The organism is Oceanomicrobium pacificus, assembly GCF_009833495.1.
In the GTDB taxonomy this organism is placed as follows: Bacteria; Pseudomonadota; Alphaproteobacteria; order Rhodobacterales; family Rhodobacteraceae; genus Oceanomicrobium; species Oceanomicrobium pacificus.
This window is the reverse complement of the sequence record NZ_WUWG01000001.1, coordinates 586224-600059: the sequence shown is the minus strand read 5'-3', so window position 1 is coordinate 600059 and position 13836 is coordinate 586224. Positions and strand designations below refer to the sequence as shown.

General features: G+C 64.2%; 13 protein-coding genes. All 13 read left to right on the top strand.

Translation table 11 applies throughout. The annotated features are described in order from the left end of the window. Positions 1-5 precede the first annotated feature (5 nt). Positions 6-1811: an ABC transporter substrate-binding protein gene (locus GSH16_RS02990; protein WP_160851724.1), complete on the top strand. Its 1806-nt coding sequence runs from the start codon at positions 6-8 to the stop codon at positions 1809-1811. Between the two features lie 58 nt (positions 1812-1869). Continuing rightward, complete coding sequence (locus GSH16_RS02985) at positions 1870-2865, top strand: ABC transporter permease (RefSeq protein ID WP_160851721.1); 996 nt, start codon at positions 1870-1872, stop codon at positions 2863-2865. Then, entirely contained in the window at positions 2858-4018 is a 1161-nt protein-coding gene (locus GSH16_RS02980) for an ABC transporter permease (RefSeq protein ID WP_205523947.1), read from the top strand. Before GSH16_RS02985 ends, GSH16_RS02980 begins: the two co-directional genes overlap by 8 nt. Next, positions 4015-5010, top strand: coding sequence for an ABC transporter ATP-binding protein (locus GSH16_RS02975; protein WP_160851719.1), 996 nt, complete (start codon positions 4015-4017; stop codon positions 5008-5010). Before GSH16_RS02980 ends, GSH16_RS02975 begins: the two co-directional genes overlap by 4 nt. Beyond that, on the top strand, positions 5003-6013 hold the full coding sequence (locus GSH16_RS02970) for an ABC transporter ATP-binding protein (protein ID WP_160851717.1): 1011 nt from the start codon (positions 5003-5005) through the stop codon (positions 6011-6013). The genes GSH16_RS02975 and GSH16_RS02970 overlap by 8 nt, the downstream gene beginning before the upstream one ends. 10 nt (positions 6014-6023) lie before the next feature. Continuing rightward, positions 6024-7007, top strand: coding sequence for a hypothetical protein (locus tag GSH16_RS02965; RefSeq protein WP_160851715.1), 984 nt, complete (start codon positions 6024-6026; stop codon positions 7005-7007). 105 nt (positions 7008-7112) lie between these two features. Continuing rightward, positions 7113-7931, top strand: a complete 819-nt coding sequence (locus tag GSH16_RS02960; protein WP_160851712.1) for a phytanoyl-CoA dioxygenase family protein — start codon at positions 7113-7115, stop codon at positions 7929-7931. Positions 7932-8079: 148 nt separating this feature from the next. Then, a complete protein-coding gene (locus GSH16_RS02955; protein WP_160851710.1) occupies positions 8080-8892 on the top strand; it encodes an SDR family NAD(P)-dependent oxidoreductase in 813 nt (270 codons plus the stop codon). A gap of 4 nt (positions 8893-8896) precedes the next feature. Next, the gene (locus tag GSH16_RS02950) at positions 8897-10123 is read left to right on the top strand and encodes a Gfo/Idh/MocA family protein (protein WP_160851708.1); all 1227 of its coding nucleotides are present in this window, start codon (positions 8897-8899) and stop codon (positions 10121-10123) included. Next, the gene (locus GSH16_RS02945; protein ID WP_160851706.1) at positions 10123-11130 is read left to right on the top strand and encodes a Gfo/Idh/MocA family protein; all 1008 of its coding nucleotides are present in this window, start codon (positions 10123-10125) and stop codon (positions 11128-11130) included. The genes GSH16_RS02950 and GSH16_RS02945 overlap by 1 nt, the downstream gene beginning before the upstream one ends. After that, entirely contained in the window at positions 11127-11951 is an 825-nt protein-coding gene (locus GSH16_RS02940; protein ID WP_160851704.1) for a sugar phosphate isomerase/epimerase family protein, read from the top strand. Before GSH16_RS02945 ends, GSH16_RS02940 begins: the two co-directional genes overlap by 4 nt. Then, on the top strand, positions 11948-12853 hold the full coding sequence (locus GSH16_RS02935) for a nucleoside hydrolase (protein WP_160851702.1): 906 nt from the start codon (positions 11948-11950) through the stop codon (positions 12851-12853). Before GSH16_RS02940 ends, GSH16_RS02935 begins: the two co-directional genes overlap by 4 nt. Next, a complete protein-coding gene (locus GSH16_RS02930) occupies positions 12853-13833 on the top strand; it encodes an acetylxylan esterase (protein WP_205523946.1) in 981 nt (326 codons plus the stop codon). The genes GSH16_RS02935 and GSH16_RS02930 overlap by 1 nt, the downstream gene beginning before the upstream one ends. The last annotated feature ends 3 nt before the right edge of the window (positions 13834-13836 follow it).

Sequence of the window (13836 nt, the reverse complement as noted above, 5' to 3'; positions counted from 1 at the left end):
CCACCATGATAAAATCCACGAGCTCGCTGCTCGCCATCCTTGCATTCGCGGGGACTGCCGTTGCGGCCGATTTCAACGAGGCGCCGATGCTGGCCGAGCAGACGGCGTCGGGCGCGCTGCCGCCGGTCGAGGAGCGGCTGCCTGCCAACCCGCGCGTGCTGGAGCCCGTGTCCGAGGTCGGCGTCTATGGCGGCACGCTCACGCGCGGCACGGCCTGGCTCGGAGCCTACCTGACCGAGAACTTCACCCGCGAGCCGCTCTTCATGTGGCAGCTGCCCGACACGTCCGTCGGGGCCCCGGTTCCCAACCTTGCCGAGAGCATCACCTATTCCGAGGACGGCTCCTCGGCCACCGTCAAGCTGCGCGAGGGCATCCGCTGGTCGGATGGCGCGCCGTTCACGGCCGCCGATATCGAGTTCTACTGGAACGACATCATGCTGAACGAGAATGTCGCGGAAAGCTTCCCCGGCATCCTGCTCGTCGACGGCGAGGCGCCGAAGCTGACGGTTCTGAGCGACACCGAAATCCAGTTCGACTTCGGCAAGCCCTTCTATTTCTTCGAAGAGGCGATGGCCTCGATCTGGGAAATCGCATGGCCGAAACATTACATGGGCCAGTTCCATCCCGATCATACGGATGGCGCGACCTATGACGATCTGAACCAGCGGCTCGAATTGCAAAGCGGCCGTGGCAAGGTCACGCTGCAAGCCTGGATGCTCGACGACTATGTCGAGGGCGAGCATTACCGGCTCGTGCGCAATCCCTACTACTGGAAGGTCGACACGGCCGGCAACCAGCTGCCCTATTTCGACCGGGCCAATGTGGAAATGGTCGAGGACCGTCAGGCCGTCGCGCTCGGCAACACGACCGGCAAGTTCGACCTCGACAGCATGTGGGTCGGTCCGCAGCATCTGGGTCTCTTCAGCCAGGCGATCCAGTCGGGCCGCGACATCTCGGTCATCTTCGGTGACGTGCCGGGCATGGCGATCTACTTCAACTTCGACCAAGAGGATGAAACGCTCCGCAACCTGTTCCGCGACGTGTCCTTCCGGCGCGCCGTGTCGGTCGCGATCGACCGGGACGAGATCAACAATGTCTTCTACAACGGGCTCCTGTCGCCCGGCGGCTCGGCCTTCAGCCCGGTCACGCCTTACTTCCGCGAAGAGGACTATGCGCTCTGGGCAAGCCATGACACCGAACAGGCCAAGCAGCTTCTGGCTGATGCCGGCTACAAGGATCTCGACGGTGACGGGTTCGTGGAAACGCCGGACGGCGAGAGCTTCAACATCGTCGTCGATGTGGCGCAGCACGACCTGTATACCGGGATCGTGGAACTGATCGTGACCGACCATCTGGCCGATGCCGGGATCAAGGCCACGATGAACGTGCAGGACCATACCGCCACGCGCGACCGGTTCGACGCGGGCGAGTTCCAGATGCATGTCTGGGACTATGAGGGCTCGTCCTTCCCGCTGGCGCAGAATTTCGACGAGCTTGCCCCGGGGGCGCCCAACATGCCACCGTTCCATCCCAAGGCGAGTTCCGATCCGGTGGATCCGCAGTTCGTGACCTTCGGCGAGCTGATGAACGGCGCGACGACCAAGCCCTTCGAGGAGCGCAAGGTCGACATGCAGGAAGCCAGCCGCCTGATGGCTGACAATGCGTGGATCGTGCATCTGGGCTATTTCGAGCGTCCGTTCATCCACAACAACCGGTTGGGCAATGCGCCGAAACGGCTGACGCGCTCCGATCAGGTCAATGACCAGCCGGCATGGCAGGCCATGATGCTGTTCGACGCGACGCAGAAGTAAGTTCCTCCCTGTCCGTCCGCCCTGCAAAGGGGCGGACGGAACCCAGTCAGGACGCCCAATGTTCAAGAATCCGGTCATCAATCGCATCCTGTCCGCGCTGTTCACGCTCTGGCTGATCTCCGTCATCAGCTTCATCGTGATCCAGCTGCCGCCGGGCGATGTCGTGTCCAACTTCGTGCGCCAGCAGGAACTGATCTCCGGCGCGAGCGTGCCGCCCGAGACACTCGAATTCCTGCGCCAGCGTTTCGGGTTCGGCGAACCTGTCTATGTCCAGTATCTCAAATGGATCGCGGGCTTCCCCAAGGGCGATTTTGGCTTCTCCGTCATCTATGACGGGGCCGAGGTGGCCGATATCGTCGCGCGGCGGATCGGCATGACCCTGCTGCTTGCGATCCTCGCGCTGTTTCTTTCCTGGGGGCTGGCCATTCCGCTTGGCATCTATGCCGCCACCCACAAGAACCGGTTCAGCGACTACCTGATGTCGAACGTGGCACTGTTCGGTCTGTCGATCCCCGACTTCCTGATGGCGGTGGTCTATCTGTTCATTGCGATCTTCGTGATGGGCAGCGACTATACCGGCGGGCTCTTCTCCGAGGCATATGTCGATGCCGCATGGAGCGTCGAGCGGTTCTGGGATTTCCTCAAACATCTTGCGGTGCCGCTCCTCATCCTGTCGATCGGCGGGATGGCCGGCACCTTCCGGATCATGCGGGCCAACCTGCTCGACGTGCTGGGCCAGCAATTCGTGGAGACGGCGCGCGCCAAGGGGCTGCGCGAGCGGGTCGTCATCTACAAGCATGCCGCCCGGATCGCGATCAACCCGCTCATCTCGCGGCTCGGCATGCAGCTGCCGGTGCTCCTCAACGGCACAATCATCATCTCGATCGTGCTCGACCTGCCGACGCTCGGTCCGCCCTTCTATCGCGCGCTCATCGCGCAGGACATGTATCTGGCCGGCACCGTTCTGATGCTGCTCGCCGTGATCCTTCTCATTGGCAACCTGATTGCCGACCTGCTGCTCGCATGGTCCGACCCGCGGGTGCGTGATGGCTGACACTATGACCGATACCGTATCCAACACCCCGGCCACCGCGGCCCCTGCCGCAGAAGCGCCGCTCGCCGAGCACAATTACCAGCTTCTGTCGGTGCGCCAGCTCATGTGGCGGAAGTTCCTCGCCAACCGGCTCGCGGTCCTCTCTGCCCTTGTGCTGATCCTGCTCTATCTGGCGACAATCTTCGCGGGGTTCGTGGCGCCCTACGGACCGCAGAATGGCAAAAGCCGCCTGTCCTATGCGCCGCCGACGCCGATCCAGTTCTGTGACGATGCGGGCTGTTCGCTCCGGCCTTTCGTCCATCCGGTGAAAGCGGAACGCAGCCCGGTCACCTTCCTGCTTGAATTCGTCGCAGATGAGGAGGTGCGCGAATATATCTACTTCTTCGAGCGTGGCGACAGCTACAAGGTGCTCGGCCTTGTGACCTCCGACCTGCACCTCTTCGGATTGCGCAGCGATGATGCGCGCATTGCGCTGCTCGGCCACGACCAGCGCGGCCGCGACCTGTTCAGCCGCATCGTCTATGGGGGGCAGGTGTCCCTGACCGTCGGTCTGATCGGCGTGCTCATCATGGTGATGCTCGGCGCGGTGATCGGCGCCCTGTCGGGCTACTATGGCGGCTGGTTCGACAATTTCGTCCAGCGGTTCATCGAGACATTGCGGGTCTTTCCCGAAATTCCGCTCTGGATGGCGCTGTCGGCTGCGATCCCGCCGCTCTGGCCGCCGGAATGGGTCTATGCGGGCATTGTCGTCGTGCTGGCATTCCTCGGCTGGACCGGGCTGGCGCGCGAGGTGCGCGGCCTGACCCTGTCTCTCAAGAAGCGCGATTTCGTCATGGCGGCGGAAGCCTCCGGTGCCTCGACCGGCTGGATCATGCGCAAGCACCTGATCCCCAATATGCTGAGCCATATCATCGTGACCGCGACCCTCGCAGTGCCGGTGACGATCCTGGGCGAGAGCGCGCTCTCGTTCCTCGGCATCGGGGTGCGGCCGCCGATGATCAGCTGGGGGCTCCTGCTCTCCGATGCGTTCAAGGTGCAGGTCATCGCGCTCTATCCGTGGATGCTCTTCCCGGCCGCCTTCATCTTCATCACGGTCCTTGCCTTCAACTTCCTCGGCGACGGGCTGCGCGACATGGTGGATCCGTTCTCATGACCCTACTCAGCGTGCAGGGACTGCACACCCATTACCATGTCGAACAGGGCACGTTGCGCGCCGTCGACGATGTGAGCTTCGAGATCGCCGAAGGTGAAACCGTCGGGGTGGTCGGGGAATCGGGCTGCGGAAAATCGGTGACGGCACGGTCGATCATGGGCCTGCTGCCCCGCCGCATCGGGGAAATCGCCGCCGGAGAGATCCGCTTTGCCGCACGGGGCGGCACGCTCGATCTGGCGCAGCAGGACCCGCTCGGTCCGGTGATGCGCGACATTCGTGGCAACGACATCGGCATGATCTTCCAGGAGCCGATGACCTCGCTCAATCCGGTCTACACGATCGGGGCGCAGATCGTGGAGGCGATCCGCCTCCATTCCGACCTCAGCAAGGCCGACGCCTGGGCCAAGGCCGAGCAGCTGCTGGAGCGGGTCGGGATCAACGAACCCGCGCGGCGGGCCAAACAGTACCCCCATGCCTTCTCGGGCGGGATGCGCCAGCGCGCGATGATCGCGATGGCCCTGTCTTCCGATCCGCGCCTGCTGATCGCCGATGAGCCGACCACGGCCGTCGACGTGACGGTGGAGGCGCAGATCCTGGCGCTTCTGGAAGAGTTGAAGCGCGAGCGCAACATGGCGCTCATGCTCATCACCCATGACCTGAACGTGGTCGGGGAAATCGCCGACCGTGTGATCGTGATGTATCTCGGCCGCGTGGTCGAGACGACGACCGCCGCGCGGGTCTTCGACGATCCGAAACATCCCTATACGCGCGGGCTTCTGGCCTCGCTCCCGTCGCTGGGGCGCCGCACCCGATTGACCCCGATCGAGGGCACGGTGCCCGGCCCGCACCAGCGCCCGGCCGGCTGCCCCTTCGCGCCGCGCTGCGCGCAGGCGACGGAAAAGTGCAACACCCAGCCGCCTACGTTCAGGATCGATGCGGAAACCTCCGTTGCCTGCTGGCTCTACGATGACGCGGAGGCCGGCCATGCGTGACGAGCAGATCCTTGACGTGACAGACCTGACCCTGCGTTTCGGTGCGGACAAGTCCGGGCAGGGCGGCCTTCTGGCGGTGAACAATGTCAGCTTCGGGCTGAACCGGCAGGAAACCCTGTCGATCGTGGGCGAAAGCGGTTCGGGCAAGACCACGATCGGCCGCTGTATCGCGCGGCTCTACGAGCCGAATGCAGGGCAGATCACCTTCCGGTCGGAGGGCGGTGAGGTCGATCTGACACATATGTCGAAGGCAGAGCTTCGCCCGATCCGGCAGCAGATCCAGATGCTGTTCCAGGACCCCAATGCCTCGCTCAATAGCCGGATGCGGATCGGGGATCTCGTTGCAGAGCCGCTCAACATCCACCGGATCGGCACGCCTGCCGAACGCCGCGACCGGGTTGTCTCGCTCCTCGAGCGGGTCGGGCTTGGCGCGGATACCGTCAACCGCTATCCGCACCAGCTCTCCGGCGGCCAGCGCCAACGGGTCGGGATCGCGCGCGCGCTGACCGTCTCGCCGCGGCTGCTCATCTGCGACGAACCGGTGAGCGCGCTCGACGTGAGCGTTCAGGCGCAGGTCCTGAACCTGTTGCGCGATCTGCAGGACGAGATGGGGCTGTCCTACATTTTCGTCAGCCATGATCTGGGCGTGGTCGATTACATCTCCGACCGTGTGATGGTGCTCTATCTCGGCACGATCATGGAACTGGCGACGCGCGACGACCTGTTTGCCGCCCCGGCGCACCCCTACACGCGCGCGCTGCTCGACGCGATGCCCTCGCGGCGCGACGGACGGCACCGCAAGCGCAAGGTGCTGACCGGAGAAATCGCCGGTCCGACCCTGAAGCGACAAGGCTGCGTCTTTGCCGGACGATGCCCGCACGCGACCGATCTTTGCCAGCGCGAAGCGCCCGTGCTTCGCCCCTGGGCCCGAAACCCTGCGACCAGCGTTGCCTGCCATCACGCCGACGCGCTGGACCTGAGCACAGAAGAAACGACGATTTAGGAACGAGAAAATGACAGTAGAAATCAAACGGGGTTCCGGCTCCGAACGGTGGATCATTGCCGAACTGGGCGCCGCGACGCTCGACGGTCTGGGGCGTGCATTGGTGGTCGAGGATGCGGCGGGCCGCACGCTTCCCAGCCAGCTCGACCTGTTGCCGGACGGATCTGCCGAACTGGTTGTCGATGCAGATGGGGCTGCCGACGGACCGCTCCGCGTGAAACCGGGGCAGGCGCAGACCAAGGCACGGATCGCGGTCGACACGATCGCGGACTATGAGGGGCAGGAGACGCTGCGCTTCCAGATCGACGGCAGCAGCTGGTACTATCACAAGGCCGGCGGCGGCTTTGCCTCGATCATCGATGCGGACGGCAAGGACTGGCTGAGTTTCCGCCCCTGGGGCGGCAGCGACGGGATTTATCGCGGTATCCCGAACCTTGCCTATCCCGACAATGTCTACCACCCCGGCCATTTCAACTGCGAGACGAGCGCACCAATTGTGGGGCCCTTGCGCGCCACGTTCGAGACCTGGTCGAAGGATGAAGTCTGGGGCTGCCGATGGCATATCTTCCCCGACCATGCGGAACTGACGGTGCTGAAGGTCGGCCATCCTTACTGGCTCCTCTATGAGGGCACGCCATCGGGCAAGCTCGACGAGGCGGAAGATTTCTGCATCCGCTCCGACGGGCTCAAGCGGCCGCTGTCGGAAAGTTGGGACGAAGTGCTGCCCGATCCGAAATGGATTGCCTTCGGCAAGGAGGGTCGGGGGCGCTGCCTGTGGCTCTGGAGCCAGAGCCCTGAGAATGCCGGTTGCCGCGACAGTTTCTGGCCGATGGAAAAGAACATGACCGTCTTCGGCTACGGGCGGCACGACATGAACATCTACATGGAACATGTGCCGGCGCGCTTCGCCTTCGGTCTGACCGAGACGCAGGACGCGGTCCGTTTGCGAGCGGCGATCCTGTCGGTCGGTCAGAGCAAGACGGTCTCGCTCTGACCCCGTTCAACCATATGACTCTTGCAAAAGACATAAAGTCATAACATTATACAAAGCATGTCATGATTCGACGCACAGATTGACGAGGACATCATGGAATCCGCAGTGAAAACCCCGGTCATCAGCCATTTCAAGGCCGACTATGCCAATGACGGTGTGGTCATGTCGCCCGAGCAGGTGATCCGCCCCGACGTGGCGGCGGCTGCCCGCGACGCGCTTCTGGCCGTGTCCCGCGGGGAATATGCGACCGGCAAGCCGCCCCTGCCGATGCACGGCTGGACCCCGGATCAGGATCCGACCCACATGGCCACGATCCAGGAGGCCCACCGCGCCAACAAGGCGATCCTTGCCGTGGCCGAGGAGCCTGCATTCGTGAAATGGCTCTGCGATGTGCTCGACGCGGAATGGGTTCAGGTCTGGGGCATCCTTGGCACAATCAAGCCCGGCAAAGGCAGTAAATCGACCTTCGGCTGGCACCGCGACGGACCCTATTGGCGCTGGTTCAAGAACCCGATCGAGACCAATGCCGTCTTCGTGGCGCTGTCGGATTGCGAGGAAGAGCGCGGTGCGCTGCGCTATGTGCCGCGGTCGCATCTCTGGGGCGCGGGCAAGGATGGAAACTTCTTCCACGACCGCGAGGATAGCGACCTTGAATCGCGCCGCAATGAATTGCGCGTGCCCGATGGCGAGACCTGGACGGAATCGGTTGCGGCCATGGGGGCGGGCTATGCCGCCGTTCACAATGCCTACACGCTCCATGCAAGTGCCGCGAACACGCTCGACGAGCCACGCGTCAACCTGACGGTGACGGTTCGGACGAACCGCTCCGAGTTGAACGGGTTCGAGCCGGAGGAGGAAGATGTCTACAACTGGATGCGCGAACAGTGCGATCCGAGCGAATTCTACCCGCTGCTCCGGCCGTGATGCCGGAGGTGCGCGCGATGATGCGAAACACCGGTCGGATCCCAGGGCCGGTTCCTTCGGGGCAGGGGGTGCGTAGTCTCCCCTCTGTGCGCCGCCTGCCCCTTCTTTTCATTTCTTCTGCCACCCTCTGCCACCGGATCGGACACACATGCCAACCGCTTATGTAACCGGCGCTGCCGGCGGGCTCGGAACCGCGATCACAGATGCGCTCGTGAGCGACGGGTATTCCGTTGCCATGTTCGACATCGACCGGTCCCAGTTGCAGGACCTCGCCACCCGTCACGGAGACGCGGTGCGTGCCTTCGAGGCGGATGTGTCCGATGCGGCCAGTGTCGATGCGGCTGTCACGGCAGCCGAAGCGGCCTTCGGTCCATGCGAGTTGCTCGTCAACAATGCCGGCACATTCAGTGTTTGCGCGCCCATGTGGGAATGCGATCCCGACCTCTGGCAGCGCGATGTGCGGATCAACCTGATCGGCACGTTTCTCATGTGCAACCGGGTCACCGGCGGCATGGTCGATCGCAAGCTGGGCCGGGTCATCAACATCGTATCCTCTGGCGGCGTGCTCGACGGCCATCCCTATGGCACGTCCTACGCGGCGTCGAAGACCGGCACCACGCGGATCACCGAAGGACTGGCCATCGAATTGGCCGAGCATGGCTGTCAGGCCTTTGCCGTCGGCCCGCCCGCGGTGGCCACCGCCATGACGAAATGGCTGGTCGAGGACGGGCAGGCGCGGACCTACCGTCCGCTCATCAAGGAGATATTCGAGCGCGGAGAGGACCATCCGCCCTCGGTCGTGGCGGACTGCGTGCTGGCGCTTGCGTCGGGCCGCGCCGACCGGCTGTCGGGGCGCTATTTCCTGCCGCACGAAGATTATGAGGCCGTGATCGACGCGGCGGACGAGGTGCTGGACCGCGACCTTTGGGCGTTGCGCATCACCGGACATGAGAAAGGATGATCCCATGGCGGACAGGAAAGTGAAAATCGGGGTCGTGGGATGCGGCGTGGTGGCTTCGGCCTATTACCTGCCCTTCCTGATGGACCATGAACCGGCCGATCTGGTGGCGGTCTGCGACCTGACCGAGCAGCGGGCTAAGGATTGCGCGCGCCTCTTCGGCGCGAAGGAAATCTACACCGACTATCACGACATGCTGGCGAAAGCCGATATCGAGGCGGTCTGGATCCTGACCGGACCCGGCACGCACAAGGCGTTCGCCGTGGCTGCCGCGGAAGCCGGCAAGCACATCCTTCTGCAAAAGCCGATGGCGACCACAAAGGCCGATGCCGATGCCATCCAGGCCGTCGTGAAAAAGGCCGGGGTCCATTGCCTTGTGGAACCTTCGCAGCAATCGCCCCTTCAGCCGCCATATCCGCGCCTGCGCGAGCTGGTGAAACAGGGCGCGCTCGGCGATCCCTACTGGTTCTCCTTCATCTGGACCGGTCCCGACCATGACAATGGCGGTTTGGGCCACAACCCCTACGGCGCGGCGGCCTTCCTGACCAAGGAAAGCGGCGGGATGCTCTATGACTATGCCTACGGGCCAAGCCAGATCGTGTCGGTGCTCGGGACCTGCAAGTCCGTCATGGCCATGGCGGCGCTTCAGGTGCCCGACCGCCCGATCGTGCCGGAAAGCGACTATACCAACTACCTGTCCAAGGCGACCGACCCGTGGGACGCCAACTACTGGGACGCGGTGGTGAAGGCGCCGAAAACGGATTCCGCCCGCACCGAAGCGCCGGACGTCTACAATATCCTCTACGAGATGGAAGAAGGCTGGATCGGCATGTTCCATGTCGGCCGCCCGTTCCAGCCGATCCCGAAAGGTGTGCGCGGCGGGTCCATGGAAGTGTTCGGCACCGAAGGGAATATCTATTTCGACCCCTATCCGGGCATCCATTCGACCGTGTCCTCGACCAACCGGTCGCTTCTGAACAATCCGGATGAAAACGGCTGGGAGACGCATCCGAAGGATGGCGACCTGTCCAAGGCCAAATGGCCCAAACCGGTGCCGGGCGGGTTCAACTATTACCACGAATCCAGCCGTGAATTGATCGACTGCATCCTCACCGGACGCCGCACCATGATCGACGAAGACTGGGGCGCGCATATCAACGAGATGTTGACCGGCGCGCAGGAAAGCGCGGAGACCGGCCGCAAATACGAGATGCAGACACGGGTGAACTGGTAATGGCTCTGCGCGTCGGAATTGCCGGACTCGGCTTCGGCATCAACCATCTGCACAGCTGCCTGACGCGGGATGATTGCGTCGTGGTCGCTGTCGCGGATGGAGCCGCAGACCGGCGCGCTCCGGCCGAGGCGCTGGGCATCGCGGGCTTCGACCGGGCCGAGGATATGGTCGAGACCGCCGGTCTCGACGCGCTCATCATTGCGACGCCGCCGCACACGCGGGCGGGCACCATCGACGCGGCCAAGGCAAAGGGCGTGCCGCTTTTTCTGGAAAAGCCGATTGCAGGCACGCCGGCGGCGGCCGAGGCCGTGGTTGCCCAACTTGACGGGCACCGGGCCATGATGGGTTTCTCCTTCCGCTTCCACGCGCCGGTCCAGACGCTGCTCGCGCGCATCAAGGGTGCCGACCTTGGCGCGCCGCAGCTCGGGTTCGGCAGTTACATGTTCAACTGGCTGCCGCCGTCGGGCAACTGGCTCTGGGACCGCGAAACCGGCGGCGGGTTCTTCAACGAGAATTCCTGCCACCTGATCGACATTGTCGAAGCGGTCATGGGACGGATCGAACGGGTCTATGCGGAGCCGTTTTATGGCGGCGACCGGCCCGGACCGACCGGTGCGTCGGTCACCTTCGCGATTGAGGGCGGGGCATCGGCTGCGGTGACGATCGGCGGGCATGGCGTTTCCGGTCAGTCGCGCTTCCCGCTTCTCGACGTGACCTTCGAACATGCTCGCGCCCGGCTAATCGGCGCTGACCATAAATGGACAGGGCTGGAACTCGCGGTGGGTCAGGGCGACGTGATGTCGTTCCATGCCGATCCCGAAACGCTCGGGCGCACCCGCTACTCGGCGGCGCTCGACCATTTCTTCGGCAGTGTCCGCGATGGCCGGCCGTTCGAGGCGACGCCCGAGGACGGGGTGCGCGCGGTCAGGGTGGCGGATGCGATCTACCGGTCGATCGATGCGGGCGCTCCGGCAGCGGTTCTTGATACAAAGGAGACCGGCAGATGAGACTTGGGATCGAAGCGGGCGCAGACACAATCGAAGCCGCCGTCGAACTTGGCATCCGCGGCGTGCCCGTCGATGCGGCCGAGCTTGCATCGAAAGGGGTCGGGGCGACCCTGTCAACGTTGAAGAAGCACGGGCTGGAGGTCTGCCAGATCGGCGCTTTCGGGTTCAACCCGCTGTCGGAGGACGAAGCGGCGCAGGAGACCCAGAAGGACCTGCTCAGGGAAGTCATCCCGATGGCCGCGGACACCGGCTGCCCCTATATCGTCATTTGCGGCGGCAACCATCACCCGTCCGGCTTCGGGGATTTCGACCCGCGCAACTGGACCGAAGGTGCGTTCGACGAGTTGGTCGTGACGCTCCAGCCCTTTGTCGCGCTCGCGGCACGGCACGGGGCGAAGATCGCGATCGAGCCCTATCTGAAAACCGCAATCAACCATCCCGAACGGTTCCACCGCCTGCGCGAACGGCTGAGCCACCCCGAGGCGCTGGTGGCCAATGTCGATGTGACGAGCCTCTATGATTTCCGCGACTATGCCCGCCCGGACCAGATCTGCCGCGAGGTCTGCCAGGGTTTCTCGGGTGTCTACGGGCTCGGCCATATCAAGGATATCGGGCTGGAACCGGGCTTTCACCTGCAGATGGGGCTGGCGCCGCTCGGCACCAGCCCGACCAACTGGATCGAGGTTCTGCGGATGATGGAGCCGCATATGCCGAAAGACAGTTGGCTCATCCTCGAACATCTATCCGACATCGAAGAGGCACGGCGCAGCACGGCGAAGCTGCGCGACTATGCCAAGGAAGCAGGAGTGAGCCTGACATGACCCATCGCGCGGCACCCGCCCACCCCGGACGCAAGGTCCGGATGGTGCTCGACACCGACACGTTCAACGAGATCGACGACCAGTTCGCGCTGGTCTACGCGCTCCTGTCGCCGGAGGCCGTGACGGTCGAGGCGATCTACGCCGCGCCCTTTTCAAACAGCCGCGCCGCGACGCCGGGCGAGGGGATGGAACAGTCCTATGACGAGATCCTGCGCCTCCTCTCCCGCCTCGGCCGGGACCATGACGGGTTCGTCTTCAAGGGTGTCACGGACTATGTCGGCCCTGCGAAAGAAGCCCGCGAAGCCCCCGCCGTCGACGATCTGATCGCGCGCGCACGGTCCGCCACGCCGGACGATCCGCTCTATGTCGTGGCGATTGCCGCGATCTCGAACGTGACTTCCGCGCTTCTGAAAGCGCCCGAGATTGCAGGCCGGATCGTGGTTGTCTGGCTCGGGGGGCATGCGCTCCACTGGCCGCACACGCGCGAGTTCAATCTGCGGCAGGATATTGGCGGCGTTCAGGTGCTGCTCGATTGCGACGTGCCGCTCGTGCTCGTCCCCTGTGAAGGGGTCGTCACGCACCTCACCTCCACGCCGGCGGAGATCGAGCGCTATGTCGAGCCGCACGGCGACATCGGTGCGTTTCTTGCGCAACGGTTCAAGGATTACTCCGACGACCATCTGGGCTGGGCGAAAGAGATCTGGGACATGGCGGCTGTCGCATGGCTGGTCAATCCCGACTGGTGCCCGGCGGTGCAACGGTCGCGCCCGATCCTGTCGGACAATGGCACCTGGTCCTATGATGATGACCGCGCGCCGATGCGCTATGTGCGCCATGTTGACCGCAATGCGATCTTCCGCGACTTTTTTCTGAAGTTGCGCGATTTCGCCGGAGTGGAGTGATGCAGTACGACCTGCCGCTGGAGGAACTGCGCCGATACGCGCCGGACCTTTCGGGCATCGTCGCCCCCGACTTCGACACATTCTGGACCGCGGCATTGTCGCGGGCCGAACAGATGGCCGCACCGCCGGTGCTGGAACCGGTCGAGACCGGCATGCCGATGATCGAGGCTTACGACCTGACCTTCTCGGGCTTTGACGGCCAGCCTGTGCGGGGCTGGTTCATCCGTCCGGCAGGTTTGGTCGGGCCGCTGCCCTGCATCATCCAGTATCTCGGCTACGGCGGCGGACGCGGGCGGCCGGAGGAATATCTCCACTGGCCGGCGACGGGCTATGCCTGCCTCGTGATGGACCTGCGCGGGCAGGGGGCCGGCTGGACCGGCGGGCGTGGCTCGACGGGGGCGACGGACGATCCGTCCGGCTCTGGCGGGCCGCAAACGGCGGGCTTCCTGACGCGGGGGATCCGCGCGCCGGAGACGAGCTATTACCACCGGCTTTTCGTGGACGCGATCATGTGTGCCCGTGTTGCATCCCGGATCGACGGGGTGGACCCCGACAATATCGTTGCGTCCGGCGCCAGCCAGGGCGGGGCGCAGGCGCTTGCCGCCGCGGCCTTCGCGCCCGTGGCCGCCGCGCTCGTCGACGTGCCGTTCCTGTGCCATATCGCGCAGGCGATCACGATGGTGGACAGCGATCCCTATTTCGAACTGGTGCGCTACCTGCGCTGGCAGCGCGGGGCCGAGGCGGATGTGATGCGCACCCTGTCCTATATCGACGCGGTCGGCTTCGCCGCGCGGGCAAAGGCCCCGGCGATGTTTTCCGTTGCGCTGATGGACCGGATCATTCCGCCGCGGACGGTATTCGCGGCCTACAATGCCTATGCCGGTGCGAAAGAGATCGAGGTCTACCCCTACGCCGACCATGAGGGCGGCGAGGCGGACCAGTTGCAAAAGCAGCGGCGCTTTCTCTCTGCGCTTCTCTGAACC